The sequence below is a fragment of the Kitasatospora sp. NBC_01560 genome, from assembly GCF_045208415.1.
In the GTDB taxonomy this organism is placed as follows: Bacteria; Actinomycetota; Actinomycetes; order Streptomycetales; family Streptomycetaceae; genus Kitasatospora.
On record NZ_CP109364.1, the window covers coordinates 3,518,202 to 3,544,482 of the forward strand.

The window sequence follows — 26,281 nt, forward strand, 5'->3', positions numbered from 1 at the left end:
CGGACCGGGCGGGCAGCACGGTCAGCAGTCCTCGCACCCGCTCGCGGGCGGAGGCCCCGGGATGCCCGGCCACCCCGGCCAGCACGGCCAGCCGTCCGCGCCGGGGTACCACGCCCGCGCCGCGCAGCCGTACCCGCACCAGCCGCACCCCGGGCAGCCGGGTGCGGGGCGGGGCCCGGCCCGGCCGCCGCTGGTACCGAGCCAGGCCGGCCCGGGTGCGGGGCGGCCGCCCCGCACGGCGGAGCACGCCGCCGCCGAGGACGGGCAGCCCCAGCCGGGTGCGCGCGGGCAGGGCCAGGGGCACCGCAGTGCGGCCGAACGGCCGTCGGACGATTCCGGCGCGGCCGGCGGCGGTGCCGCCGGCGTCGGCGCGGGCGGTCGTGGCCACGGCGGGGCGGCCGGCCGGCTGCCGCAGCCGGCGGCGCCCGGGACTCCGGACGCCCGGTCCCGGCAGGGCCGCGCTCCGCAGGTCCGGCCGCAGGGCGGGCGTGCCACCGATCCGGACGCAGCTCGGGAGCCGCGCGACCAGCGGACCGCGCGGGACGGTCACCAGGCGCACCCCGCTCACCCGGTCGGCCAGCCCGATCGGGCCCGGGACGCGCACGGGTCGGACGGTCACGAGCAGGACGAGCACGGCCCCGAGGCCCCGGCCCCGGCGCCGCGTGCGACTCCTCCGGTGCCCGCGGCGCGTGATCGCGCCGTAGGGTGAGTGACGTGAATGACCGTTTGGTATGGATCGACTGTGAAATGACAGGCCTCGACCTCGACCGGGACGCCCTGGTCGAGGTCGCGGCGCTGGTGACGGACTCCGAGCTGAACGTGCTCGGCGAGGGTGTGGACGTCATCATCCGCCCGCCCGCCGAGGCGTTGGCGAACATGCCCGAGGTGGTGCGCACCATGCACACCTCCTCCGGCCTGCTCGACGAGCTGGAGCACGGCGTCACGCTGGCCGAGGCCGAGGCGCTGGTCCTCGCGTACGTCCGCGAGTACGCACCGGAGGCCGGGCGGACGCCGCTCTGCGGGAACTCGATCGCGACCGACCGCGGTTTCCTGGCCCGGGACATGCCCGCCCTGGAGGGCCACCTGCACTACCGGATCGTGGACGTCTCCTCGATCAAGGAGCTGGCCCGCCGCTGGTACCCGAGGGCGTACTACAACAGCCCGCAGAAGGGCGGCAACCACCGGGCGCTCGCCGACATCCGCGAGAGCATCGACGAACTGCGGTACTACCGCGAGGCGGTGTTCGTCGCGCAGCCCGGACCGGACACCGACACCGCGCGAGCGATCGCCGAGAAGTACCAGGCACCGACGGACTGACCCGGCGGTGCGCCCGGCGGACCTGCCCGGGCCCCGCCGTCCGACCGTCCCGCCGGGTCGTGCCCTCCCACCTGTCCCGGCCGGTCCGACCGACCGACCGGGACAGCCGGCCGGCCCGTCGAGGGCCCGCCGGAACGCCCGCGGGTGCGTGAGCGAAACCCTGGCGCGAGCACCCTCTCGGATCCTGTAGAGTTCTTTCTGTCGGAACGGGAACGCGAAAGCGGGAACGAGCCGGACAGATGGTGGGTGTAGCTCAGTTGGTAGAGCACCTGGTTGTGGTCCAGGTGGCCGCGGGTTCAAGTCCCGTCACTCACCCCAGAGCCTGAGGGGCCGATCTCTTCAAGAGATCGGCCCCTCAGGCGTTTTGGCGCCCGCCCGCCGCCGCGTCCCCGCGCGCGCACCGTCGCCCTTCTCGTGTTCGTACGCGCTGCCCCTCGCGTGTGCCGCCTCACACTCCGACGGCTTCGGCGCCTCCGGCCCCACCCGAACACGCCCCGGGCCCACCCGCACTCCCCGGTACTGACCCGCCTCCGGGAGAAGAGATCTGCCGAGAGACCTGCCCCAACAAGCTACCTGCCAGTAACATTGCTGCCATGACCACACCTTCGATCGGCCAGCTCCTCGACTCGACCGTGCCGATGGCACGCACCCTCAAGCTGGAGTACCTGGAGACGACGCCCGAGCGCGCCGTACTCCGCCTGCCCGACCAGCCCGAGTACCACAACCACGTCGGCGGCCCGCACGCCGGCGCGATGTTCACGCTCGCCGAGTCCGCGAGCGGCTGCATCGTGCTCGGCGCCTTCAGCGACCAGCTCTCGCGCGCGGTGCCGCTCGCGGTCAGCGCCGAGATCGCGTACAAGAAGCTCGCGATGGGCACCGTCACCGCCACGGCCGTACTGGGCCGCCCGGCCGCCGACATCGTCGCCGAACTGGACAAGGGCGAGCGCCCGGAGTTCCCGGTCACCGTCGAGATCACCCGCGCCGACGGTGCCGTGACCGGCGTCATGACCGTCATCTGGACCCTGCGCCCCAACTCCTGAGCACCCGGTGGCGGTCGGCCCCCGAGGCCGGGGGCCGACGGCACCACGGCCGCGATGATGACTGTCCGTGACGACGCCCGTGACCTCACGGCCCGTCCGCTCGTTCTCTCCTCACGTGCGAGCCAATCACGCGACCAACGCCCCGGCCCCCGCCCGACGCGCCGTCGGCGGTGCACGGCGCACGGGTGACCGCCGGTTGCCCGGCCCGCGTGCCGTCGCGGCGGGCGGGGCGCTGCTCGCACAGCTCTGGGGCCTGGGGGCGCCCGGTGCGTACGCGGCAGCCGCCGAGCCCCTGCCGGAACCGGTGAGCCGCACGGTCGGGCGGGTACTGAACGGCGGGCAGAACCCCGACGGGGAGTCAGCCGGACACCTCCCCCGTGACGGCCGGGAGGACGGCTCCGGCACTACCGCACCGGGCCCGGCCGGAGCCGCCGACAAGCCGCACTCCCCCGGCCGGGGGACGCCGGAGCAGGCCGCGACCGCCCGAAGCGCACCCGGCCAGGCCGCGTCCCCGGAGTTGCTCGGCGAACTCGCCGGCGCAACCGCCCCCGTGGCCGGGGGGCTGGACGCCGCGACCGCACCGCCGGGCGACGTCCTGCAGGACCGGATCAGGGCCGGCGGCCTGCCGCTGCCCGGCCAACGGGCCGCCGTCCCGGACGCCTTCGCCATCGCCTCCGGACTCCTCGGCCCCGCGCCCGCACAGGCCACCACCGCCTCGGCGCGGGCCTCCCGGGACGCGGACACCGAGGGCACCCCGGTGGCCGGCCGCTCCGGAACCGCCGCGCGGCCCGCCTCGTCGACCGCCGCGCAGCGTGGCCCCGCCGCGCCGCCACCGGCCCGCGACAGCGCCGACGGCCGGCCGGAGAACCCGGCACCGACCGGTGCCGGCAGCAGGGGAACCCGGGCCACCGGGCCGGGCACCGCCGCACCGCAGGAGGCCCTTGCGCCGGCCGGTGCCACGCTCGCCACCGCCCCGGCGGGCCACGGCCTCGCGGGCACCGGAACGGCAGTCCTCGCGCCGATCGCGGCCGGGCTGCTGCTCACCGGCGCGGCGATGTGCAAGCACCGGGGTCTGCCGCGCGGCCACTGAGCCCACCGGAGCCGCCCGCCGGAACCGCAGCGCTGCCCCGACCCTCAACCCGTCGCGGCGATGTCCAGTGCGAGCAGCGGCAGTTCGCGGCCGGGGATCGATTCGGACGGGGCCGAGCCGATCCGCTTCGCGCCCATCGCCAGGTAGAACGGTTCCGCGTTCGGATCCGCGTCGATGGTGAGCCGACGGAAGCCGAGCGCCGCCGCCCGGCCCCGGAGGTCCTCGACGAGGAGACGGCCGACGCCCCGGCCGATGGCATCGGGCTCGACGAAGAGCATGCCCAACTCGCCCTGCGGGGGCACCCCGACGAGTGTGACGAAGCCCAGCACCCGGTCGCCGTCCTCGGCGACGGCCGTCCGCCCGCGCTCGATCCCGGCGGCGTCCAGAGTCAGTTCCTCCCGGCAGGCCGCCAGGAACGCCTCGTCGTAACCCCAGTGCCCCTTGGACCGCAGGGCGAGGGAGCTGAGCGGCTCCGCCTCGTCCGGCCGGGCCGGTCTGATCCGCATGACGCGCTTCTCCCCTTCGGCCCGGCCGTCCGGTGTCCGGACGGTCGCGCCTCATTGTCGGCAGCACGGCTCCGGACCGGCAAGGGAATTGCGGGCGCCCGAGCGTCCGAAGGACCGGCACCACCGGGCCGCGGCCGCCACCGAACAGCAGCCGCCACCGGACAGTGGCCGTCCGCAGCCCCGACCGGTGCCGCTACAGGAAGACCGTCGACGGCGGGGTCGGGGAGGGTGCCGCAGTGGCGTCCGTGGCCGGGGCGGCACCGGCGGCGAAGTCGGCCAGGGCACGCCCGTGTTCGACCCGGCCGAGAGCGGCATCGGTGGCCACCTTGCGGCTCAGCTCGGCCAGCGGGAACGGGGTGTGGGCGGCGGCCAGGATCAGGTTTCCGAAGCGCTTCCCGCGCAGCACGGCCGGGTCGGCGACCAGGCAGAGCTCGGGGAACACCGCGCCGAGCGTGGCGATCTGGGAGCGGGCGAACGGCAGGGCCGAGCCGTCGGCGATGTTCACCGCGTACCAGCCGCCGGGGGCCAGCGCCCTGGCCGCCAGCGTGGTGAACTCGACGGTTGTGCAGTGCGCCGGGACGCGGGCGGCCGAGAAGACGTCGGTGATCACCAGGTCGACCGTGCCCTCGGGGGTCCGTTCGAGAACGCTGCGGGCGTCCGAGCCGCGCACCTTGATCTGCCAGCCACGGTCCAACGGGAGCTCGGCACGGACGAATTCGGTGAGTGCGGTGTCGATCTCGGCGACCTGCTGGCGGGACCGGGGCCGGGTGGCCGCGACGTAGCGGGCCAGCGTCAGGGCGCCGCCGCCGAGGTGCAGGACGGTGAGCGGACGACCGGGCGGGGCGACCAGGTCGATCAGGTGGCCCAGCCGGCGCTGGTACTCGAAGCCCAGGTGCGTCGGATCGGCGAGGTCGACCATGGACTGCGGCGCGCCGTCGATCAGCAAGGACCAGGCGGCGGGACGGTCCCGGTCGGGGCGGAGTTCGGCGAGCCCGGAGTCGACGGGACGGGTGAGCGGGCCCTGGGCATGCGTCCGGCCGCCGGGGCCGGTGGCCGCCGACTGCGGCTCGGCCGCCGTACGGCCCTTGTCCGTGCTGCGGCCGGCTCTGCTGCTTCGTCCCATAGCGGCCATTATCGCCGGGCCGGCGGAGAACTCCGCAGCTCGGTGCAGGTGGGGGCGGGTGGGGGCCGGAGGAGGGCGGGAGGAGGGCGGGGCCACCGGTCAGGGGCGGACGGGCTCGAACGGGCTCGGACAGGAGGGGCGAGAGAGAGAAGAGAACGGAGAGAAGACCGAAGGACGGGCAAGGGGCGCGCGGACAGGGGTCAGAACGGACCGAGACCGCCGGCGGTCAGGGTGCAGGCGGCCTCGCAGAGCGCCGAGCGCAGGACCCAGGCGTCGGTGGGACGGGCGGTGCAGTCGGCGCCGACCGGCGGCATCACCCATCGCGGATCGGTGGCGGGCAGCACCAGGGCGCCCGCCGTACAGGAGCTGCCGGGCAAGTGCCACGTCTCCGCGGTGCCCGCGGGGACGAGGAAGGAGACGGTGCTGCCGTTCCGGCTCTGCAGCACCGCGCCACAGGCCCGGCGCAGCCGCAGGATGTCGACCGCCTCCAGACCGTGCCGCAGCGCGACCGTCACCGTGTCGCACCCGGTGACGATCACTCCGTCGCCCTCCCCGCCGAGACGGCGGAGCGATCCGCTGCCGCCGCCCCACAACGTCCGGCCGCCCTCGACCGGACCGCGGCCCGGTCCGCGGTCGTCGGCCGGCTCGGGCAGCAGGGCGGGAGCGGCGGCGGCGAGTACTCCTCCGCCGACCAGACGGTGGTACTGCGGTACTCCGGTGGCCATCGCGGGCCCTCCTGTCACCTCGTCCGGTCGGAAGCACCGCCGCCCGGGGGTGGGGGGCCGCCGCTGCGGACGGCGGGCCGGGTGGCGGCCGGGGCTTCCAGGTACCAGGACAACGCCGAGGGCACTCCCGAGGCCACGGGGCGCCTTACAGCAAGGCATGGCATTTCATGGCGGATCTCGGCAACAGTGCCCGTTTTGGCGATGTTTGTCAGCACATCAGCCACAAACACGCTGTGGCCGCTCGGTGACTCCCGGTACTGTCGGTGGCGTGCCCGGTGGTCCATCCGGCCCCACCGGGCCCACCCGCACCCACCACGGAGCGCACCATGGCAGCCACCCCACCGGCCGAGCCGAACCGCCCGTCACCCAACACCGTGATGCGCGCGCTGCGCGGCGACCGCTCGCCGGGCGAGTTCGCCATGGCCGTGCGCCGGGCCGCGCGCGAGATCGGGGAGCACGTGTCCTGCGATGCCCGCTACGTCGGCCGGGTCGAGTCCGGCGAGATCCGCTGCCCCAACTACGCGTACGAGCGGGTGTTCCGGCACATGTGGCCGGGGCGCTCGCTGACCGACCTCGGCTTCTCCCCCCGCGCCGCCGTCCGCCGCCGCTCGGCGGACGGCGGCGGGGGCTCCCCGCCACTCCCGCTCCACCAGCAGTTCCCGCCCCTGCCCGCCCCGCGCCCGCCGCTCTCCACCCAACTCCCGTACGCTGCCTCGCCGTACGCGGAACCACCCGTACCGGACGGGCGCCTGCTGCCGAGGCCCGCGGCGCCTCCCCGGGGGCCCGCCGGACCGCACCATCTCGACGAGGAGAACGACGACGTGCGTCGCCGTACGTTCCTGGCCGGCGGCTCCGCCGCGCTGGCCACCGTGATCGGCATCGACCCGCCGGCCGATGCCGCCGTCACCCGCCCCCTCCCGGCCGCGGCCGGCGCCGGGGGGCCGGCCGCCGGCGCCTTCATCCCGGCCCAGCCCGGGCCGGGCGCGGGCCGTTTCGGCAGCCTCCCGGCCCTGTCCGGCCGCAGCCCCGCCTTCGAGGCCGGCCCCGCCTTCGAACCCGCTCCCGGCTTCGACCCGCACTTCGGGCCCGAGCCCGGCTTCGCCCCCGGCTCCACTCCGGTGCCCGGCCGGCCCGGTCCGGTCCCGCCGGCCCGCAAGGTCGGTGCGGCCGAGGTGCTCGGCGTCGAGCAGGCCGTCCGGGAGATTCGGATGGCCGACGACGCCCACGGGGCCGACGCGCTGTTCGAGCGGGCCGGGCAGTCGCTGCGCACCGCCTACGTGCTGCTCAACGAGGGCGACTACAGCACCGAGACCGAGCGAAGACTCCAGACCGGCGCCGGCGAACTGGCCATCTCGGTCGGCTGGTTGGCGCACGACTCGAACCGGCTGGCGGAGGCCCGCTCGCTGTACGCCGAGGCGCTCGCCACCGCCCGGATGGCGGGCGATCCCGCGCTGGAGGCCCACGTCTTCTGCAACAGCGCCTTCCTGGCCCGGGACGCCGGCCGGCCCCGTGAGGCGCTGCGCGCGGCCCAGGCCGGGCAGGTCGCCGCCCGGTATCTGGACTCCGACCGGCTGCTCGCCCTGCTGGCCATGCGCGAGGCCGGGGGCTGGGCCCTGCTCCAGGACCGCCCCGCCTGCGTGCGGGCGCTCTCCCGGGCGTACACGCTGTTCGACCGCGGTCCCTCCGAGGCGGACCCGGAGTGGATGTCCTTCTTCGGCGAGGCCGAGATCGCCGGGCTTCAGTCGCAGTGCTGGTCCGCCCTCGGCGAGTGGGACCGGGCCAGCGAGCAGGCCGGCCTGGCCATAAGGCTCCAGGAGCCGCAGTTCGTGCGCAATCGCGTGCTGTACACCGCCGAGCTGGCGCACGACCGCCTCGGCCGGGGGGACTTGGCCGGCGCGGCCCACCACGGCACCGCCGCCGTGGCGCTGTTCGGCGAGGTCCGTTCGGCGCGGATCAGGAGCATGCTCGCGCACACGGCCGAGCGCCTGCGACCGCACCGCGCCGTCCCCGAGGTCGGCCGGTTCCTGACCGACTACGACCTGGCGGCAGCCGCCTGAGCCCAAAGCCACCGGGGCCCGACGGGGGGCCTCCATGACCCGGCCCGCGGAGCCGGGCGGAGCGGCGACGCCCCGCCCGGCTCCGCGGGAACGCGGTCAGTGCTGCAGGCCCTCCAGGTGGCCGAGGTCGTTCCAGACCTCGACCGCCGGGGCGCCGTACTCCCACGAGAGCACGCAGAGCGCGGCCGTGCCGAGCTTGAACCGCTGGGCGTACTCGGGCGGCAGACCGAGCCAGCGGGCGGTCAGGATGCGCAGCAGGTGGCCGTGGGCGAAGAGCACCACGTCACGGTCGGCGCCGTGCATCACGGTGGTGTCCGCCTCGGGCACCCCGTGCTCGTCGTTGAGTTCGGCGAGGAAGGCGTCCACCCGGGCGGCCACGTCGGAGAGCTTCTCGCCGCCGGGCACGCCGTCGCGCCAGATCAACCAGCCGGGGTGGTCGGTGGCCCTGATGTCCGTCCCGGTCCGGCCCTCGTACTGGCCGTAGTCCCACTCCAGCAGTTCGGGGCGGTCCTCGGCGCGGTCACCGAGGCCGGCCAGGGCGCAGGTCTCCTTGGCCCGCCCGAGCGGGCTGGTGAAGACGAGGGCGTCCGGCAGGCCGTTCCAGGGGGCCTTGGCGAGACGGGCGCCGAGCGCCCGGGCCATCGCGCGGCCCTCCTCGGTGAGCGGGATGTCGGTCCGGCCGGTGTGTCGGCCGGTGGCCGACCACTCGGTCTCGCCGTGGCGGACCAGGACGATTCGGGCGGGCATGGGTGGCTCCTCGCAGCGGGGCGGTGGCAACGGCCGGTCTCACCATTGAGCACCGTGACTCCATGATCCCCCACCTGCGTACGGCTCACGATCCAGGGCCCCGACGCCGGGCCGTCCCGCGGCACTCCCGCCGGCTCGCCACCGGCAGCCCCCTCGCTCAACCCGCCCGACCCGCCCGCACCCGCCCGCAGCTGCCACCGCCGGTGCTCCTGCAACCCGCACCGGCGCCACCTCGCGACAAGCCCCGGCAGCGTCCCGGTAGCGCCCGGAATCGCCGTGGATGGCCGCCGTTGGCCGGGCCGGGCCGGATTGTCGGACCCGGATGCGACACTGGGCCGCACCATGAACGTCTCGACGAACGTCCCGCCCAGCGGGCACTTTGAGCCGCTCGCCCAGCGGCTCGCCGAGCTGCGCGGTCCGGCGCCGCAGCGCAGCCTGAACGCCCGCTCCCTCGCCGCGCTCGCCGCCAATCCGGGCTGCCACCGCCGCGCCGTGCTCGACGCCGCGGGGGTCGACAAAACGGCCCTGGCCGCCCGCCTCGGCCGCCCCGCGCCGTTCGGGCAGTCCCCGTTCGCCCTCGCGCGCGGCGTGATCTTCGAGTCCCGGCTGAAGCAGGACGGCTACGCGGCTCTGCTGGAGCCGCTCCGCCACCACCTCGGGCTCCCGTCGGAGGACGGGGCCCCGCTCGCGGTGCCCGACCTGCTGCGCAGCTCCGGCCCGGCGGTCCGGGCCGAGCGGACGGCGGCCGCGCTGGCCGAGGCCGCCGCCGATCCCACCGCCTGGACCCTGCTGGACCACCCGCTGCTGCGGCTCGGTGTCGCCGGCAGCACCGCCTACCTGGAGCCGGACGCCGTCGTGGTGCACGACGGGCGGTGCATCGTGGTCGAGATCAAGTCCTTCCCGGTGCTGGACGGCAGCGCGGATCCGGCCAAGGTCGGCGCCGCCGCCCGCCAGGCGGCCGTCTACGTGCTGGCGCTCCAGGAGACGGCCGCCGCGCTGGCAGGCCGGCCGGTGGAGCAGGACCCGTACGCCGAGCAGCGGCTCCCGGGCAGCCCGTGGCTGAGCGTGCTGCTGGTCTGCCCGAAGGACTTCGGGAACCGGCCGACGGCCGTCGCGGTGGACGTCCGCCGCGAGCTGGCCACCACCCGCCGCCAGCTGAGCCGGATGACCGGCATCGGCCGGCTGCTGGACGCGCTGCCGCCGGGTGTCGGCTTCGACCTCGAACCCTCCGCCGACGGCCGGCCGCCGCGGTCCGCCGAGGAGCTGACCGCCTCGGTCGAGGCGGTGCCCGCCGCCTACAGCCCGGACTGCCTCTCCACCTGCGAGCTGGGCTTCCACTGCCGTGCGCGGGCCCGGTGCGACGACCGGGTCGAGCAGCTCGGCCGGGGTGTGCGCGGCGAGCTCGGCAGCATCCGGACGGTGACCGGGGCGCTGGCCGCGGCCGAGAAGGGCACCGGGGCCGACGACAGCTTCACCGCCGGCGCCGACCACCACCACGGCGCCGACACCGACGAGGCCGCCGCCCGGCTGGCGTACGCCGCCGCGCTCCGCGCCGAGGCGCTCGGCCGCGCCCCGGTGGCGGCCGGCCCGGGGGGTGCCGAATGAGCCTGCTCGGCACCCTCGCCCGGCTGGAGGCCGTCCGCAGCGGGCGGGCCGAGCCGCTGGCCACCGTCCGCCACCGGCACCTCTCCGAGCGCCCGATGGTGCTCGTCCCGCTGACCGCCGCGGGCGAGGCGGGCGCGCCACTGGCCGTGCTGCTCGGCACCGACCGGTCGGCGCCGCGGCTGCACATCGTCCCGCAGCCGCTCAACCGCACCCTGCGCTTCGACTTCCTCGCCGAGCTGGCCGCCGACCTGCTGCCCTACCTGGAGTCCTTCGGCACCGAGGTGGAGCAGATCGAGGGCTCCGAGAAGGACCAGGAGACCGGGGAGAAGACGCAGGTCTTCCGCGAGCTGTGCACCGACGCGCCGCAGCTGCTGGTGCCGAACAGCGCGGGTGTGCACCACCTCGCGCTGATCGGGCGCTCCACCCGGTTCCGCCGCACCATCGAGGACGCCGAGCCGGGCCCGTACCCGGCGCCGGCCCGGGTGCCGCTGCTGGGCCGCTGGCTGACCCACCTCACCGACCGGGCCCAGGTGCCCGGGAGCAGCATGCTGCTCCCGATGACCGGCCTGCTCTCCCGGCACTGGGCGACCGGCCAGAGCCACCTGGAGGACCAGCACCTGGGTGCCCGGCTCGCCTGGCACCTCCCACCGCCCGGCCTCTCGGGCGCCGGGGCGGCCGAACTGGCCGAGTCCGCCCGGGACGACCGCGGCCAGCTGCTCCACCCGCCGGCCGGCCCGGCCACCGACCCGCGCTTCGACGACCTGGTGCTCGGCCCGGCGATCGCCCGGTACGACGCCGCGGCCGCGGCCCTGCTGCACAGCGCCGAGGGCCCGGACGGCGGTGCCGCCGGGCCGGCCCGGGCCGCCGTCCGCACCGCCGTCGAGCAGCTCCGGACGGTGCTGCGGCAGGTCATGCTGCCCGCCTGGCACGACGTCTGGACCGGCCTGGACCTGCTGCGCGCCCTGCCGCCGGCCGGGCACCTGGAGGAGCGCTGGACGGGCGACCGCTGGTCCTACACCGGCCACCGGGACCGGCTGACGGCCGGGGAGCCGCCGCAGCCCCGGCAGGACGACGCCGTGACGGCGGCCCGCAAGCTCGCCCAGCGCGAGCGCGAACAGGCCCGGCTGGACGTCCAGGAGGCGCTGGACGACCCGCTCGCGATGGCCGAGCACCGGCTGTCCGGCGAGGCGTTCTCCGGCGTGGTGACGGAGGTGGTGCCGGACTACGACACCACGGGCCGCTCCCCCAAGCCGCGCCCGCTGGTGACGGTCCGGACGAGCGACCGTCCGCACGCCGACCTCGGCCGGGAGGCGTACCGCGTGCGGGAGCCCGCCCGTTCGGCGACCGGGGAGACGCCCGGCCCGCAGAAGGCGGAGATCGCCGCCGTCGACCCGGACGACGGCACCGTCACGCTGCGGCTGCTCTCCGGCATGGGGCGGAAGAAGGAGCCCGAACCGGGCAGCCTGCCCGAGCCGGGCGAGCGGATCACCTTCACGCTCTTCGAGTTGACCGTCCGCCAGTCCGCTCCGCTGCCGGATCCGGACGACACCCCGTGGACGCACGGCGGCCCGCCCGGCGCGGCGGCGGCCCCGCCCCCGGCGCTGTCCCTGTCCACGCCCGCCGCCTCCACCGCCTCTGCCACCGCCTCCACCGCCGGATCCGCAGCCTTCGAGGAGTGGGAGTGACCCAGCAGACGAGCAGTGAGCAGGCCCCCGGCGCGGCTGCCGACGCGGCGGTGGCGCGGATCCTGGAGGCCACCGTCCGCCCCGCGCCGGGCGCCCCGCGCGGCGTGGTGGTGGACTCCCCGCCCGGAGCCGGCAAGTCCACCCTGGTGGTGCGGGCCGCCCGGGAGCTGGTCGCCGCCGGCGAGCGCCTGATGATCGTCGCCCAGACCAACGGCCAGGTGGACGACCTGGTCGACCGGCTGGCCGAGAAGGCACCGGACCTGACGATCGGCCGGCTGCACGCCGCGGACTCCCGGCCGGGCCCCGAGGTGCTGCGGCACGCCAACGTCACCCCCTCCAGCAAGGTGGCCGAGCTCGCCGAGCAGGACGTGGTGATCTCGACCGCCGCGAAGTGGCAGTGGGTGAAGGCCGAGGCGCCGTGGCGGCACGCGATCGTCGACGAGGCCTACCAGATGCGGTCGGACGCACTGCTCGCCGTGGCCCGGCTGTTCGAGCGGGCCCTGTTCGTCGGCGACCCGGGCCAGCTGGACCCGTTCACGGTGGTCGGCACCGAGCAGTGGGCGGGCCTGTCGTACGACCCGTCGAGCAGCGCGGTGGTGACGCTGCTCGCACACAACCCGCAGATCGAGCCGCACCGGCTGCCGGTCTCCTGGCGGCTGCCGGCCACCGCGGCACCGCTGATCTCCGCCGCGTTCTACCCGTACACGCCGTTCCGCTCCGGCACCGGGCCGGACGACCGCCGGCTCACCGCCGCGGTCCGGCCGAACGGCACGGCGCTGGACGCGGCCGTCGACCGGGCGGCCGAGCACGGCTGGGCGCTGCTGGAGCTACCCGCCCGGCACACCGTGCGGACCGATCCGCAGGCCGTGGCGGCGGTCGCCGCCATCGTCCGCCGGCTGCTCGACCGCCGGCTGACGGCCCACTCCGAGCAGGGCTCGACGCCGCTCACCGCGGGCCGGATCGCCGTCGGCACGGCCCACCGGGACCAGGCGGCGGCCGTCCGCGCCGCGCTGGTCAAGGCCGGCGTCCCGGTCGATCCGACGGCCGGACCGGCCGTGACGGTGGACACCGCCAACCGGCTGCAGGGCCGCGAGTACGACGTCACGGTGGTGCTGCACCCGCTCTCCGGCCGGCCGGACGCGACCGCCTTCCACCTGGAGACGGGCCGGCTCTGCGTGCTCGCCTCCCGGCACCGGCACGCCTGCATCGTGGTGGCCCGGGCCGGCATCGCCGATCTGCTGGACGAGCATCCGTCCACCGAGCCGGTGCAGTTGGGCGTCTCGGTCAAGTTCCCCGACGGCTGGGAGGCCAATCACCAGGTGCTGCACCACCTCGCCGGGCACCGCGTCCGGCTCTGACCCGGGCCGCCGGCGCCGGTCGGGGCCGCCGCCGCGACCACGGGTGAGAGCCCGTGACGGACGGTGATGCGGAGCCCTCCGTGCGGCGTCCGGCACCCGGCGGCGCCGGGATCACGCCCCCGGCGCGCAGCACGGGAATAGCGCCCGGGCTCGCACCGTTCCGTTACCGGCTACCGCCGCGAGACAATGGACGGCGGTCACGACCGGGCGGCGCCGTTCCCCGGCGGCCGTCGTCCGCCCCCATCGAGCACCCGGAGGTGTCCGTCCATGCCCGACTCCCACGCCCAGGCGTCCGATCCGAGCGGTTCGACCGCGGCGGCCGGTCGGGGCGCAGGCGCCGGTGAGGCGCCCGCCCAGCGGCGGCGCCCCGTTCAGCTGCTGTTCGAACCCCAGGCCGCCGAGCCGGAGTCCGAGCGCTTCTTCGACCTGGAGTCGATCGACGACCCGGCGGAGCTGCTGCGCCGCTCCACCGAGCTGGCGCTGGCCTTCCGCGCTGCCGCCGAGCGGGCCACGGACTTCCAGGCGGTGGCCGCCGCGCAGCTGGCGGACACCCGACGGTTCGACGCGCTCTCGGACACCGAGATCGCGGAACGGGCGGACTGGACCGCGGACTACGCGGCCAAGATGATCGAGTACGGCCGCAGCCTGATCCAGCCCCGCCGCCACGACGGCTGACCGGGCCCGACCGGCCCGCGCACCTCCACCCCCCGCAGCCCCGGCGCCCCGGCCTGTCCCGGCCCGACCCGGCCCGACCTGCCCCAGCCGGCCCCGACCTGCCCCGACCGACCGCCCCACCCGGAACACCCGTCCCGGGCCACCCCGCCGCACCACCGATCTCGCCATTGGCATATGCGCCGCGGCAGGGTACGCCGCTCCCCGTTCCGCTGTCCGGCAAACAGGTCTTTCCCTCCCGGCCACGCTCCGGACACCGCAGGCTGCTGTCCGTGGACATCTGGACGTATCAGTCGGTGGAGTACGTCACCGTGGCCGGGGAGGCCTGGCTGGCCTCCGCCAGTGAGTACCCGCGCAGTATGCGCGCCCTCTGGGAGTCACGCCCGTGGGCACCCTCGGTGCTGCCCTGCGGGCGCACCTTCGACGTGATCAGCATGCCGTCGCTGTTCGGCCGCCGGGTGCTGGACGAGTTGTGGACCTCCGGGCCGGGCTGCGGTCCGGTCGCCGTCTACCGGGGGCGCACCCTGCTCTTCGTCCAGCCCGGCACGGCGGCGCGGCTGCGCCGCCTGCTGGCCTGGGAGGAGTGGGCCCGCGACGTCCCGCCGCTGCTCTGCCACGGCCGCGGCGACGCCGTGACCGTTCCCCCGGTGCAGCGGATGGTGAACAGCCCGGACTCCCCGGGGCTGGGCGCCGGGCGCTGGATCGTCGCCCCGGACAGCCGGGAGCCGTGGCTGCCGGGCGCCTCGGTGGTGCTCTGGGCGTGCGTCCGGGCGGTCCGGGAGCCGGTCGAGCGGAGCGAGCCGGTGGCCCTGCCGACCGGCTGACCTCCCGGCCGGACGGGCCCGGCCCCGCAGCCAACAAGGCGCCGGGCCGGGTACGAAGCCGGGGGCCGGGCGGCCGCGCCGACGCCCCCGGCGCGGGCCGGGGGCCTCAGGTATTCGATTTTGGCCGGGCCGGGCCCCGCTGCTACAGTTTTCTCTGTCAGCAGGCGCCGCTAGCTCAGTTGGTTAGAGCAGCTGACTCTTAATCAGCGGGTCCGGGGTTCGAGTCCCTGGCGGCGCACCGACAGCCGGAAGGCCCCTTGCGAGAGCAAGGGGCCTTCCGGCGTTTCCAGGACAGGAAGGCGGCCGGGCCGCGCGGTCGGGCCACCCGCCGTGGCGGGCGACCCGACCGGACAGCCGGGGCCTCAGCGCCCGCGCAGCGAGCGGTAGCGGGCGACCAGCTCCGCCGTGGAGCTGTCCAGCGCGTCGGTGCCGTCACCGGTCAGCAGCACCGGCTCGATCCGCTTGGCGAGCACCTTGCCGAGCTCGACGCCCCACTGGTCGAAGGAGTCGATGTTCCAGATCGCGCCCTGCACGAACACCTTGTGCTCGTAGAGCGCGACCAGCTGGCCGAGCACCGACGGCGTCAGCGCGGCGGCCAGCACGGTGGTGGTCGGGTGGTTGCCGTGGAAGGTCTTGTGCGGGACGAGCTCGGCCGGCACGCCCTCCGCCGCCACCTCCTCCGGGGTCTTGCCGAAGGCCAGCGCCTGGGTCTGGGCGAAGAAGTTGGCGAGCAGCAGGTCGTGCTGGGCGACCAGGGCGGGCGGCAGGTCGGCGACCGGCTCGGCGAAGCCGATGAAGTCCGCCGGGATGACCTTCGTCCCCTGGTGCAGCAGCTGGTAGTAGGCGTGCTGGCCGTTGGTGCCGGGGGTGCCCCAGACCACCGGGCCGGTCTGCCACCCCACCGGGTTGCCGTCGCGGTCCACCGACTTGCCGTTGGACTCCATGTCCAGCTGCTGGAGGTAGGCGGTGAACTTCGACAGGTAGTGCGAGTACGGCAGCACCGCGTGCGCCTGGGCGTCGAAGAAGGCGCCGTACCAGACCCCGAGCAGGCCCAGCAGCAGCGGCACGTTCTCCTCGGCGGGGGCGGTGCGGAAGTGCTCGTCGACGAGGTGGAAGCCGTCAAGCATCTCGCGGAAGGCGTCCGGGCCGATGGCGATCATCAGCGAGAGGCCGATCGCCGAGTCGTACGAGTAGCGGCCGCCCACCCAGTCCCAGAACTCGAACATGTTGGCGGTGTCGATGCCGAACTCCGCGACGCCCTCGGCGTTGGTGGAGAGGGCGACGAAGTGCTTGGCCACCGCTTCGGTGCCGGCGCCCAGGCCCGCGAGCAGCCACGTCCGGGCCGAGACCGCGTTGGTGATGGTCTCGATCGTGGTGAAGGTCTTGGACGCGACGATGAACAGCGTCTCGGCCGGGTCGAGGTCGCGGACGGCCTCGTGCAGGTCGGCGCCGTCGACGTTGGAGACGAAGCGGACCTCCAGCTCGCGGTCGGCGAAGGAGCGCAGCACCTCGTAGGCCATGGCCGGGCCGAGGTCGGAGCCGCCGATGCCGATGTTGACGACGGCACGGATCCGCTTGCCGGTGTGGCCGCGCCACTCCCCGCTGCGGACCTGCTCGGAGAAGGCGGCCATCTTGTCCAGCACGGCGTGCACCGCCGGCACCACGTTCTCGCCGTCGACCTCGACGACGGCGTCGCGCGGGGCGCGCAGCGCGGTGTGCAGCACGGCGCGCTGCTCGGTGGTGTTGATCCTGTCGCCGCGGAACATGGCGTCACGCAGCTCGGCGACGCCGGTGGCGGCGGCGAGCTCGCGCAGCAGGGTCAGCGTCTCGTCCGTGACCAGCTGCTTGGCGTAGTCCACGTACAGGTCGCCGACCTGGAGGGTGTAGCGGCGGCCGCGCTCCGGGTCGGCGGCGAACAGCTCGCGCAGGTGCGTCTCGCCGAGGGCGGCCCGGTGCTTGCCGAGGGCGGCCCACTGCGGGGTGCGGTCCAGCGGGGTGCGGCTCAGCGGGGTACGGGCGTCGGCACGGGTCTCCGACATCGGTTGGCTCCTCGATTCATCTGGGTGCAGATACCGGCAGGGCCAGGCGGGAGGGTGTTCGCGAGGTCGTGCGGGTACTGGCGGTGCGCCGACTCCGTTGACGGCCTGCCCGGGGTCAGCCTATGCAACGTCGGACCCGCTCCCGCACATTCCGTTCGTCGACGCTCGGCCGGCGCCGCCGGGAGCCGCCGCCGGACGCCTCGTCACTTCCGTTCGGAGCGCAGGTCGAGCCCGCGCAGCACCTGGTCGACCAGCTCGGGGTCGGCGCCGAACTCGCTGCGCGCGGTCAGCATCTCGCGCCGGGAGGCGGCGATCATCTCCTGCTCGACGCTGTGCGCGGCGCGCCACTGGGTGAGCCGCAGCTTCGCCTCGGCGGCCTCCTCCTCGGCGTACTTCTCCGGGCAGAGCCGGGCCAGCCGGTCGTGCTGACGGTCCCGCAGCCGGTCGGCGACCTCGGCGGGCAGGTTGTCCTCCTCCTCCAGCTCGCCGAGCCGTTCCAGCCCGGCCTTGGCGGCCCGCCACCAGAGCTGGCGCACCTGCTGCTCGTGCCGGTCCTGGTCGATGTCCAGGTGCAGCGTCTTGGCGAGCCAGGGCAGCGTGAGGCCCTGGACCAGGAGGGTGAAGAGGACGACGCTGAAGGCGACGAAGACCAGCCGGCCGCGCTCGGGGAAGGCCGCGCCGGAGTCGACGGTGAGCGGGATGGCCAGTGCCAGGGCGACGGTCGCCACCCCGCGCATCCCGGACCACCAGAGCACCACGCTCTCCCGCCAGCTGATCGGGGTGTCCTCCTCGTCGCCGGAGCGCAGCCGCCGGGAGAGCCAGCCGGCCGGCAGCAGCCAGAGCAGCCGGACCACCACGACGACGGCGATCACCACGGCCGCGTCGCCGAGCATGCCGGTCCAGCCGTTGCCGGCCTCCTTGAGGACGGTGGCCAGCTCCAGGCCGATCAGGCCGAAGGCGACGCCGGTGATCAGGATCTCGACGATCTCCCAGAAGGCGTTGCCGACCAGCCGGTAGGCCACGGCGTCGGCGTCGGCGGCCCGCTCGGCCAGGTAGAGCCCGCAGACCACCACGGCGAGCACGCCGGAGCCGTGGATCTCCTCGGCGAGGCTGTAGGCGGCGAACGGGACCAGCAGGTTGAGCGCGACCTGCTGGGTGGGGTCCTCCAGGAGGTCGGCGAGCTTGGTGTTGACCCAGCCGAGCGCGACGCCGATGACCACGGCGAGGACGGCCGAGAGGACGAAGCGGAGCACCGCGTGGCCGGCCGAGAAGTCGCCACCGACCACCGCGTCGATGGCCAGCGAGTAGATCACGATCGCGGTGACGTCGTTGAAGAGGCCCTCGCTCTCCAGGATCGCCACCAGCCGGCGCGGCAGGCCGACGCTGCCGGCCACCGCGACGGCGGCGACCGGGTCGGGCGGGGAGACGAGGGCGCCGACCGCGATGGCGGCGGCCACCGGCAGGGCGGGCAGCAGCCAGTGCACGGCCCCGGCCACCGCGGCCGTGGTGACCACCACCAGGGCGACGGCGAGCAGCAGGATGGAGCGGATGTTCGCCTTGAAGTAGCGGACGGAGGAGCGCCGGGCGACGGCGAAGATCAGCGGCGGGAGGACGAGCGGGAGGATCAGCTCGGGGTCGATCGCGATGTCGGGGATCTGCGGCACCAGCGCCATGACGATGCCGAGCAGGGTCATCAGGACCGGCTGCGGCACGCCGGTCCGGCTCGCGAGCGGCATGGTCACCACGGAGGCGAGCAGCACCAGGAAGAGCAGCGGCAGCTGACCCACGGGGAGGTTCCTCTCGGCGAACGAACGGGCGGCGGACGGGCGGGCGAACCGGCGAACGGACGGGCGGCGGACGGGCCGCACGGGCGGCCCGGAGGGCGCGGCCGGGGCCGCCGCTCAGGATAAATCTGACAATGCGCCCAACTGCCCCGACACGCCCGACGGGGGTTGACTTCAAGCGGACTTCACATTCGATGATCGACGGGACAGCGCGACGACCGGCAGACAGGCAGGAGCTCCTCCCATGAAGGCAGTCACCGTTCCCGAGTTCGGCGGCCCCGAGGTACTGCGCGTGACCGAACTGCCCACCCCCACCGCGGGACCGGGCGAGGTACGGGTCCGGGTCTACGCGACCGGGGTGCAGCCCGCCGACCTGGCCGTCCGGGAGGGCTGGGCGCCGCCGGGGGTCACCGTCGAGCTGCCGGCCGTCCCGGGCAACGAGTTCGCCGGGGTGGTCGACCAGCTCGGGGAGGGCAGCTCCGGCCGGCAGGTCGGTGACGAGGTGCTGGGCTTCCGGGTACTGCACAGCCACGCGGAGTACGTCACGGTGCCCGCCTCCCAGCTGGTCGCCAAGCCGGCCGGGATGCCCTGGGAGCAGGCGGGGTCGCTCTCCGCCTCCGGCCAGACCGCGCACGTCGCGCTCACCGAGCTGAAGGTCGGCCGGGGCGAGACCGTCCTGGTGCACGGCGCCTCGGGCGGGGTCGGCACGATCGCCGTCCAGCTGGCCCGGGCCTGGGGCGCCACCGTGATCGGTACCGCGAGCGAGCGCAACCACGACTACCTGCGCGAGCTCGGGGCGATCCCGGTCACGTACGGCGAGGGGCTGGCGGACCGGGTCCGGGCGGTGGCGCCGCAGGGCGTGGACGCCGCCTTCGACGCGGCCGGACGCGGCGCCCTGGAGGCCTCCCTCGGCCTGGTCGCCGACCGGGACCGGATCGGCACCATCGTCGACTACGCCACCGCCGGGCGGCTCGGCCTGCGCGCGCTGCGCGGCCCGCGGACGGCCGAGCGCCTGGCCGAGCTGGTCGGGCTCTGGGAGTCGGGCGGGCTCCGCCTGGAGGTCGCCGAGACCTTCCCGCTGGAGCGGGCCGCGGACGCGCACCGGCTGGTCGGCGGCGGCCACGTCCGCGGCAAGGTGGTCCTCACCCCGTGACGGCCGGGGCACCCGGGCCCGATTGTGAGTTTCGGCCGCTGACCAGGTAATGTTCTCCAGGTCAGCAGGCGCCGCTAGCTCAGTTGGTTAGAGCAGCTGACTCTTAATCAGCGGGTCCGGGGTTCGAGTCCCTGGCGGCGCACCGACAGCCGGAAGGCCCCTTGCGAGAGCAGGGGGCCTTCCGGCGTTTCCGCTCCCGGGAGCGCGGACGCGCGGGGCGCCCGCGCACCGGGCGCCCCGCCGCGTCAGTGCGGGACGGCGGCGATCAGCTCGGACGCGCCCTGCCGCTTGAGGGCCAGCGCGGTCGCGGTGCCGAGGTCCTCCGGGGTGAGCGAGCCGGCCCACTCGTGGGCGTCCAGGACCTGCTTGCCGTCCGGGGAGAAGACCCGCCCGCGCAGCGAGAGCCGGCCGTCCGGCTCGGCCTTGGCATAGCCGGCGATCGGCGAGTTGCAGTGACCCTGGAGGACGTGCAGGAACATCCGCTCGGCACTCGCCTCGCGCCAGGTCGGCCGGTCGCCGAGGCCGGTGACCACCTCGATGGTGGCGGCGTCGTCCTCGCGGCACTGCAGCGCGAGGATGCCGGCGCCGATCGGCGGGCACATCGCCTCCGGCGTGAGGATCTCACTGATCCGCGCCTGCTCGCCGATCCGCTCCAGCCCGGAGACCGCGAGCAGCAGGGCGTCGGCCTCGCCGGCCGCCAGCTTGGCCAGCCGGCTGTTGGCGTTGCCGCGCATCGGCACGCACGCCAGGTGCGGGTGGGAGGCGGCGAGCTGGGCCCGGCGCCGGACGGAGGAGGTGCCGATCCGGGCGCCGGCCGGCAGCTCGTCGAGGGTGCGGCCGGCGGGGTCGACGAGGGCGTCGCGGATGTCGTCGCGGCGCAGGTGGGCGGCGAAGACCGTGCCGGCCGGCAGCGGGCGGTCGGCCGGGACGTCCTTGAGGCAGTGCACGGCGAGGTCCGCCTCGCCGGCCAGCAGGGCCGCGTCCACCTCCTTGGTGAAGGCGCCCTTGCCGCCGAGCCGGGCGAGGTCGCCCATCCAGCGGTCCCCGGAGGTGGTCACCGGGACCACCTCCGTCCGCACCTGCGGGTGCAGGGCGGCGAGTTCCGCCCGGACTCGCTCGACCTGGGCGAGCGCCATGGGCGAGGAGCGGGACACGATGCGGATCAACTCTGGCGTCGGCATGCGGCGATGATAGGCCGTCAGCCGCCGCGATCCGGCATGCCGGGCGGCGGCGCGCCAAGCACCGCCGCCCGGCGCCCGGCTTCCGGCGACGGCGGCGCCGCGGGGACTGGGCCACAGGAACGACTGCGGGCGCGCCGGACGGTGGGGAGGAGACCGTCCGGCGCCCGCAGGGATCGGTCAGCGGTGGAAGTACCCGTCGAAGTTCTTGGAGAACTCCCGGCCGCCGAACTGGTCCCAGTTGACGGACCAGGTCATCAGCCCGCGCAGGTTCGGCTGGGCGCCGGCCCTGGGGACGTAGCTGCCGCAGTTGGCGAGCTTGGTGAGGCAGTCGAGGGCCTTGTTGACCTCGGCGGGCGCCACGTAGCCGTTGCCCGCGTTGGTGGTGGCCGGCATGCCGATGGCGAGCTTGTTGGCCGGCAGGGCCGGGAACGTGTTGGCGGTGTTGCCCGCCACCGGGAAGCCCTTGAGCAGCATGTCGGTCATCGCGACGTGGAAGTCGGCGCCGCCCATCGAGTGGTACTGGTTGTCCAGGCCCATGATGGAGCCGGAGTTGTAGTCCTGGACGTGCAGCAGGGTGAGGTCGTCGCGCAGGGCGTAGATCACCGGCAGGTAGGCGCCGGCGCGCGGGTCCTGGCCGCCCCAGGGGCCGGAACCGTAGTACTGGTAGCCGAGCTGGACGAAGAAGGTCTCCGGCGCCATGGTCAGGACGAAGTTCGGGCCGTACTTGGCCTTGAGCGTCTTCAGCGCGGAGATCAGGTTGACCACGACCGGGCTGGTCGGGTTCTTGAAGTCGGTGTCGCCGGTCTGCAGGGAGAGCGAGTGGCCCTCGAAGTCGATGTCGAGGCCGTCCAGGCCCCACTTGTCGATGATCGCCGAGACCGAGCTGACGAAGGTGTCGCGGGCGGCCGTGGTGGTGAGCTGGACCTGGCCGTTCTGGCCGCCGATCGAGATCAGCACCTTCTTGCCCTTGGCCCGCTTGGCGGCGATGGCGGCCTTGAAGTCGGTGTCGGACTCGACGGTCGGGCACTCGGTGGCCGGGCAGCGGTTGAACCGGATGTCACCGGAGGTGACGGAGGTCGGCTCGCCGAAGGAGAGGTTGATGAAGTCCCAGGAGTCCGGGACGTCGGCCATCCGGGTGTAGCCGGCGCCGTTGGCGAAGCTGGCGTGCAGGTAGCCGACCAGGGAGTGGCCCCCGGGCGGCGGCGCGGTCGGCGAGGCGGTGTCGGTCGGCGTGGCGGTGACCGTGGGCGTGACCGTCGGTGTGGCGGTCGGGGTCGCGGTCGCCGTCGGGGAGGCCGTGGCGGTGGGCGAGGCGGTGGTGGCGGTCGGCGTGGGGGTCGGCGAGGGCGCGCCCGGGCCGTCCAGCGAGAGGTCGTCCGCGTAGTAGGTGCCCTGCCCGTACCAGCCGTGGGTGTAGACGGTGGCGCTGGTCTGGGTGGCGGCGGTGGTGAAGCTGACGCTGAGCTTCTGGTAGGCGCCGCCGGTGCCGGGCGTCCAGGTGCTGGTGCCGCCGTTCACACCGAGGTAGACGTACGAGCCCTTCACCCAGGAGCTGAGTGTGTACGTGGTGTTGGGCGCGACGGTGACGGTCTGGGTGCACTGGGCGGTGTCGCTCGCCGAGGCGGCCCCGGCGAGGGCGTAACTGCCGCCGTGGGACTGGCCGGTGACGACGCTGCCGGTGCCGCCGGTGCAGCTCCAGGGGTTCAGGGCGCCGCTCTCGAAACCGCCGTTGACCAGGAACTCCCCGGCCGAGGCGGTGGGGGCCAGACCCAGGGTCAGGCCGACCATGGTGGCGGCGGCGACGGCCGAGGCGGTGCCGGCGGCCAGCACCGCCCGCGGGCGGCGGCGGCCGGGCGCGGCGGGTGCGGGTACGGGTGTTCTGCGCATGCGGGGGACTCCTGCGGGGGCGCGGATCGTGGGGGTGTCCGAGGGCACGGCGAAGGTCGTGCCAGTGGGGGGTTCGGCCCGACCGCGCACCCTTGTTGGACTAGACCACTGAAGTGGATTCGCCGGTGTGGTGTCAATGGTCCAGACCGGTCGGACGCTCCCGGAGCCGGCCCGGCCGCGGCGTCCGGTTGCCGGGCGTGACACCCCGTCGAACCATGGAGGGGTGACGTCGCCCGGCTACCTCCGCCACCCCCACCTGCGCGGGGGCCTGCTGGCGTTCACCGCCGAGGACGACGTCTGGGTCGCCCCGCTCGACCAGGACGGCGGCGTCGGCCGCGCCTGGCGGGTCAGCTGCGACCGCACCCGGGTCAGCCACCCCCGGCTCTCCCCCGACGGCCGCACCCTGGGCTGGACCGGCTGGCAGAGCCTGACCCCGGAGGTCTGGACGGCGCCCGTGGACGGCGGCGAGGCCGTCCGGCTCAGCCACTGGGGCAGCCAGGACACCCGGCTGCGCGGCTGGCTGCCGGACGGCGAACTGCTCGCCGTCACCTCCTACCACGAGCCCTTCGGCCACTACACCTGGGCGCACGCCCTGCCGCCGGACGGCTCGCCCGGGCACCGGATGCCCTGGGGCCCGGTCGGCGACGCACAGGTGAGCCGGACGCACACGGTGCTGCTCACCGGCTCCGCGCCGCACGAGCCCGCCGCCTGGAAGCGCTACCGGGGCGGGGCCACCGGGCGGCTCTGGGTGGACGGCGAACGGGTGCTGGAGGGCCACCGCGGGCACCTCGCCTCCCCCATGCCGGTCAGCTGCGCCGAGGGCGACCGGATCGCCTTCCTCTCCGACCACCAGGGCATCGGCAACCTCTACTCCTGCCGCCCCGACGGCAGCGACCTGCGCCGGCACACCGACCACGCCTCCTACTACGCCCGCGAGGCCGCCACCGACGGCACCCGGATCGTCTACCAGCACGCCGGCGACCTCTGGCTGCTGGACAGCCTGGACGCCCCCGCCCCGCGCCGGCTGGACGTCCCGCTCGGCGGCGCCCGGGCCGGCCGGCGGCCCTACCAGGTGAGCGCCGCCTCGCACGTCAAGGACCTCGCCTGCGACCGGACCGGCCGCGCCGGCGTGATCACGGTGCGCGGCAGCCAGTACTGGCTGACCCACCGCGACGGCCCCGCCCGGGCACTCGCCGACACCCCCGGCGTGCGCACCCGGCTGCCGGTCGTCCTCGGCCTCACCGGCGAGGCCGCCTGGATCACCGACGCCGAGGGCGAGGACGCCGTCGAGATCGTCCCGCTGCCCGGGCACGAGCAGGCCCCGGCGCAGCACGGGCACCGGCTGCTCGCCGCCGGCGGGCTCGGCCGCGTCCTGGAGCTGACCGCCGCCCCCGACGGCACCCGGCTCGCCGCCGCCGCCTCCGACGGCCGGCTGCTGCTGGTCTCCACCGCCGACGGGACCGTCCGCGAACTGGCCGCCTCCGAGCACGGCCCGGTCTCCGGCGCCCGGTTCTCCCCCGACTCGCGCTGGATCGCGTGGTCCCAGCCGGTGGCCGGGCGGTCCCTGCGCCGGATCCGGCTCACCGGCACCGACGCGCCCGGGCCGGTCACCGAGGTCACCGACGGCCGGTTCGAGGACGAGCAGCCGGTGTTCACCCGGGACGGCCGCTACCTGGCCTTCCTCTCCTGGCGCGGCTTCGACCCGGTCCACGACGTGCACACCGGCGACCTCTCCTTCCCGCTCGGCTGCCGCCCCTACCTCGTCCCGCTCGCCGCGGACACCCCGTCCCCGTTCGCCGCGCCGGCCGAGGACACCGGCCCGCGCGAGGACGGCGGCGGTGACGGCACCGTGCACCTCGACCCGGAGGGCATCGGCGAGCGCCTGCAGCAGTTCCCGGTGATCGCCTCCAAGTACTCGGCCACCGACGCCGTCCGCGGCGGGCTGGTCTGGCTGCGCTGGCCGATCTCCGGGACCCTCGGCCAGACCTTCACCAACCCGGACGACACCTCCGGCCGCCCCTCACTGGAGTACTTCGACCTCGCCCGGGGCAGCCGCAGCACGCTGGCCGACAAGCTGGACGGTTACGCCGTCTCCGGCGACGGCGGCTCGGTGGCCGTCTACTCGTCCGGCACCCTGCGGATCGTCCCGGTCACCGCGCCCTCCGCGGCCACCTCCGTGGACCTGCGGCGGATCACCCACACCGTGCACCCGGCCGCCGAGTGGCGCCAGGCGTACGACGAGGCGGCCCGGATCGTCCGGGACCAGTTCTGGGACGCCGGGATGTCCGGCCTGGACTGGCCCGCGCTCGTCGAGCAGTACCGACCGCTGCTGGAGCGCGTCGCCGGCCCGGACGACTTCGCCGACCTGCTGCGCGAGCTCCTCGGCGAGCTCGGCACCTCGCACGCCTACGTCACGCCCTCCCGGCGCGGCGAGGGGCCCTCGCTGGTGCAGCAGCCGCTCGGGCTGCTCGGCGCCAACGCGCACCGCGCGCCGGACGGGCGGTGGCTGCTCGACCGCATCCTGCCCGGCGAGTCCTCCGACCCCCGCGCCCGCGCCCCGCTCGCCGCCCAGGGCGTGCACGACGGCGACGAGCTGCTGGCGGTGGCCGGGCGGCCGCTGGACGAGGTCCGCGGCCCGGGGCCGCTGCTGGCCGGCACCGGCGGCACCACCGTCGAGCTGACCCTGCGCAGCGGCCCCGACGGCCCGGTCCGCCGGCTCGCCGTGACGCCGCTGACCGACGAGCGGCCGATCCGCTACCAGGACTGGGTGGCCAAACGCCGCCACCTGGTCCGGGAGTTCAGCGACGGCCGGTGCGGCTACCTGCACATCCCGGACCTCGGCGGCTCCGGCTGGGCGCAGTTCAACCGGGACGTGCGGCGCGAGCTGGACAAGCCCGCGCTGGTGCTCGACGTCCGCGGGAACGCCGGCGGGAACGTCTCCGAACTCGTCCTGGAGAAGCTCACCCGGCGGGTGCTGGCCTGGGACTTCAGCCGCGGCCGGCAACCGGTGCGCTGGCCCCGGGACGCGCCGCGCGGACCGGTGGTGGCGCTCGCCGACGAGGCCACCAGCTCGGACGGCGACGTCATCATCACCGCGATCAAACTGCTCGGGCTGGGCCCGGTGGTCGGCAACCGGACGTGGGGCGGGGTGGTCGGCATGACCGGGCGGCACACCCTCGGCGACGGGACGCAGATCTCGGTGCCGAAGAACGCCTCCTGGTTCACCGGCGGACTCGGCTGGTCGGTGGAGAACCGCGGGGTGGAGCCGGACGTGCACGTGCTGCGCACCCCGCAGGACTGGGCCCGCGGGCGGCACGTCGAGCTGGTCACGGCGGTGCGGCTGGCGCTGGACCTGCTGGAGGACGCCCCGGCCGCCGTCCCGCCGCCGGAGGACACACCGCGCCCGGACCTGCGGCGCCCGCCGCTGCCGCCGCGGGCGTGAGCGGGACGCGGGCGGGACGGCCGGCGCAACCGCACCTGGCGGTGGG

Annotated in this window: 19 protein-coding genes and 3 tRNA genes; 14 read left to right on the forward strand and 8 right to left on the reverse strand. The window is 75.3% G+C overall.

The annotated features are described in order from the left end of the window. Positions 1-714 precede the first annotated feature (714 nt). The 4 genes from orn to OH807_RS15085 all read left to right on the forward strand — a co-directional run bounded on the left by orn (position 715) and on the right by OH807_RS15085 (position 3,447). Positions 715-1,317, forward strand: a complete 603-nt coding sequence (orn, locus tag OH807_RS15070; protein WP_406198682.1) for an oligoribonuclease — start codon at positions 715-717, stop codon at positions 1,315-1,317. 242 nt (positions 1,318-1,559) lie between these two features. Beyond that, a tRNA-His gene (locus tag OH807_RS15075) sits at positions 1,560-1,635 on the forward strand. Positions 1,636-1,910: 275 nt separating this feature from the next. After that, entirely contained in the window at positions 1,911-2,357 is a 447-nt protein-coding gene (locus tag OH807_RS15080) for a DUF4442 domain-containing protein (protein ID WP_406198684.1), read from the forward strand. Between the two features lie 115 nt (positions 2,358-2,472). Further along, positions 2,473-3,447 carry a hypothetical protein gene (locus OH807_RS15085; RefSeq protein ID WP_406198686.1) on the forward strand — a complete coding sequence of 325 codons (975 nt, stop codon included), beginning with the start codon at positions 2,473-2,475 and terminating at the stop codon, positions 3,445-3,447. A gap of 44 nt (positions 3,448-3,491) precedes the next feature. On the opposite strand, the gene OH807_RS15090 is transcribed toward OH807_RS15085, so the two are convergent. The 3 genes from OH807_RS15090 to OH807_RS15100 form a co-directional block, all read right to left on the reverse strand. Beyond that, positions 3,492-3,953 (reverse strand): GNAT family N-acetyltransferase, encoded by a 462-nt coding sequence (locus OH807_RS15090; protein WP_406198688.1) that lies wholly within the window; start codon positions 3,951-3,953, stop codon positions 3,492-3,494. A 193-nt stretch (positions 3,954-4,146) separates the two neighbouring features. Beyond that, complete coding sequence (locus OH807_RS15095; protein WP_406198690.1) at positions 4,147-5,085, reverse strand: spermidine synthase; 939 nt, start codon at positions 5,083-5,085, stop codon at positions 4,147-4,149. A gap of 191 nt (positions 5,086-5,276) precedes the next feature. Next, complete coding sequence (locus tag OH807_RS15100; RefSeq protein ID WP_406198693.1) at positions 5,277-5,801, reverse strand: hypothetical protein; 525 nt, start codon at positions 5,799-5,801, stop codon at positions 5,277-5,279. Between the two features lie 326 nt (positions 5,802-6,127). Here OH807_RS15100 and OH807_RS15105 point away from each other — a divergent pair, with 326 nt between their 5' ends. Next, complete coding sequence (locus tag OH807_RS15105; RefSeq protein ID WP_406198696.1) at positions 6,128-7,858, forward strand: hypothetical protein; 1,731 nt, start codon at positions 6,128-6,130, stop codon at positions 7,856-7,858. Between the two features lie 96 nt (positions 7,859-7,954). Here OH807_RS15105 and OH807_RS15110 read toward each other — a convergent pair whose 3' ends face one another. Next, positions 7,955-8,605, reverse strand: a complete 651-nt coding sequence (locus OH807_RS15110) for a histidine phosphatase family protein (RefSeq protein ID WP_406198698.1) — start codon at positions 8,603-8,605, stop codon at positions 7,955-7,957. A gap of 342 nt (positions 8,606-8,947) precedes the next feature. Between OH807_RS15110 and OH807_RS15115 the strand changes: the two genes are divergently transcribed. The 6 genes from OH807_RS15115 (at position 8,948) to OH807_RS15140 (ending at position 14,987) form a co-directional block, all read left to right on the forward strand. After that, positions 8,948-10,210: a hypothetical protein gene (locus OH807_RS15115; RefSeq protein ID WP_406198701.1), complete on the forward strand. Its 1,263-nt coding sequence runs from the start codon at positions 8,948-8,950 to the stop codon at positions 10,208-10,210. Then, positions 10,207-11,895 carry a hypothetical protein gene (locus OH807_RS15120; protein WP_406198703.1) on the forward strand — a complete coding sequence of 563 codons (1,689 nt, stop codon included), beginning with the start codon at positions 10,207-10,209 and terminating at the stop codon, positions 11,893-11,895. Before OH807_RS15115 ends, OH807_RS15120 begins: the two co-directional genes overlap by 4 nt. Continuing rightward, positions 11,892-13,253: an AAA family ATPase gene (locus tag OH807_RS15125; RefSeq protein WP_406198706.1), complete on the forward strand. Its 1,362-nt coding sequence runs from the start codon at positions 11,892-11,894 to the stop codon at positions 13,251-13,253. Before OH807_RS15120 ends, OH807_RS15125 begins: the two co-directional genes overlap by 4 nt. 267 nt (positions 13,254-13,520) lie before the next feature. Beyond that, positions 13,521-13,928 carry a hypothetical protein gene (locus tag OH807_RS15130; protein ID WP_406198708.1) on the forward strand — a complete coding sequence of 136 codons (408 nt, stop codon included), beginning with the start codon at positions 13,521-13,523 and terminating at the stop codon, positions 13,926-13,928. 269 nt (positions 13,929-14,197) lie between these two features. Next, positions 14,198-14,749, forward strand: coding sequence for a bifunctional DNA primase/polymerase (locus tag OH807_RS15135; protein ID WP_406198711.1), 552 nt, complete (start codon positions 14,198-14,200; stop codon positions 14,747-14,749). 164 nt (positions 14,750-14,913) lie between these two features. Then, positions 14,914-14,987 (forward strand) — tRNA-Lys (locus OH807_RS15140). A gap of 124 nt (positions 14,988-15,111) precedes the next feature. Here the strand turns inward: OH807_RS15140 and pgi are convergent. Further along, positions 15,112-16,788 (reverse strand): glucose-6-phosphate isomerase, encoded by a 1,677-nt coding sequence (gene pgi, locus OH807_RS15145; protein WP_406198713.1) that lies wholly within the window; start codon positions 16,786-16,788, stop codon positions 15,112-15,114. Positions 16,789-16,991: 203 nt separating this feature from the next. After that, on the reverse strand, positions 16,992-18,575 hold the full coding sequence (locus OH807_RS15150) for a Na+/H+ antiporter (RefSeq protein WP_406198716.1): 1,584 nt from the start codon (positions 18,573-18,575) through the stop codon (positions 16,992-16,994). 241 nt (positions 18,576-18,816) lie between these two features. Between OH807_RS15150 and OH807_RS15155 the strand changes: the two genes are divergently transcribed. Both OH807_RS15155 and OH807_RS15160 read left to right on the forward strand, forming a co-directional pair. Then, positions 18,817-19,725, forward strand: coding sequence for an NADP-dependent oxidoreductase (locus tag OH807_RS15155; RefSeq protein ID WP_406198719.1), 909 nt, complete (start codon positions 18,817-18,819; stop codon positions 19,723-19,725). A 68-nt stretch (positions 19,726-19,793) separates the two neighbouring features. After that, positions 19,794-19,867, forward strand: a tRNA-Lys gene (locus OH807_RS15160). 103 nt (positions 19,868-19,970) lie between these two features. On the opposite strand, the gene hemC is transcribed toward OH807_RS15160, so the two are convergent. After that, the gene (gene hemC / locus OH807_RS15165; protein ID WP_406198721.1) at positions 19,971-20,906 is read right to left on the reverse strand and encodes a hydroxymethylbilane synthase; all 936 of its coding nucleotides are present in this window, start codon (positions 20,904-20,906) and stop codon (positions 19,971-19,973) included. 177 nt (positions 20,907-21,083) lie between these two features. Further along, positions 21,084-22,793: a chitinase gene (locus OH807_RS15170; protein WP_406198724.1), complete on the reverse strand. Its 1,710-nt coding sequence runs from the start codon at positions 22,791-22,793 to the stop codon at positions 21,084-21,086. 136 nt (positions 22,794-22,929) lie between these two features. On the opposite strand from OH807_RS15170, the gene OH807_RS15175 reads away from it, so the two are divergent. Next, a complete protein-coding gene (locus tag OH807_RS15175; RefSeq protein ID WP_406198727.1) occupies positions 22,930-26,235 on the forward strand; it encodes a S41 family peptidase in 3,306 nt (1,101 codons plus the stop codon). Positions 26,236-26,281 lie beyond the last annotated feature (46 nt).

Excerpts from the sequence above, each read along its gene's own strand:
- OH807_RS15095 (WP_406198690.1), bottom strand. The coding sequence starts at position 5,085 with ATGGCCGCTATGGGACGAAGCAGCAGAGCCGGCCGCAGCACGGACAAG.
- OH807_RS15170 (WP_406198724.1), bottom strand. The coding sequence starts at position 22,793 with ATGCGCAGAACACCCGTACCCGCACCCGCCGCGCCCGGCCGCCGCCGC.
- OH807_RS15175 (WP_406198727.1), top strand. The coding sequence starts at position 22,930 with ATGGTCCAGACCGGTCGGACGCTCCCGGAGCCGGCCCGGCCGCGGCGT.
- OH807_RS15110 (WP_406198698.1), bottom strand. The coding sequence starts at position 8,605 with ATGCCCGCCCGAATCGTCCTGGTCCGCCACGGCGAGACCGAGTGGTCG.
- OH807_RS15080 (WP_406198684.1), top strand. The coding sequence starts at position 1,911 with ATGACCACACCTTCGATCGGCCAGCTCCTCGACTCGACCGTGCCGATG.
- OH807_RS15130 (WP_406198708.1), top strand. The coding sequence starts at position 13,521 with ATGCCCGACTCCCACGCCCAGGCGTCCGATCCGAGCGGTTCGACCGCG.
- OH807_RS15120 (WP_406198703.1), top strand. The coding sequence starts at position 10,207 with ATGAGCCTGCTCGGCACCCTCGCCCGGCTGGAGGCCGTCCGCAGCGGG.
- hemC (WP_406198721.1), bottom strand. The coding sequence starts at position 20,906 with ATGCCGACGCCAGAGTTGATCCGCATCGTGTCCCGCTCCTCGCCCATG.
- OH807_RS15090 (WP_406198688.1), bottom strand. The coding sequence starts at position 3,953 with ATGCGGATCAGACCGGCCCGGCCGGACGAGGCGGAGCCGCTCAGCTCC.
- OH807_RS15100 (WP_406198693.1), bottom strand. The coding sequence starts at position 5,801 with ATGGCCACCGGAGTACCGCAGTACCACCGTCTGGTCGGCGGAGGAGTA.
- OH807_RS15115 (WP_406198701.1), top strand. The coding sequence starts at position 8,948 with ATGAACGTCTCGACGAACGTCCCGCCCAGCGGGCACTTTGAGCCGCTC.
- OH807_RS15155 (WP_406198719.1), top strand. The coding sequence starts at position 18,817 with ATGAAGGCAGTCACCGTTCCCGAGTTCGGCGGCCCCGAGGTACTGCGC.
- pgi (WP_406198713.1), bottom strand. The coding sequence starts at position 16,788 with ATGTCGGAGACCCGTGCCGACGCCCGTACCCCGCTGAGCCGCACCCCG.
- OH807_RS15105 (WP_406198696.1), top strand. The coding sequence starts at position 6,128 with ATGGCAGCCACCCCACCGGCCGAGCCGAACCGCCCGTCACCCAACACC.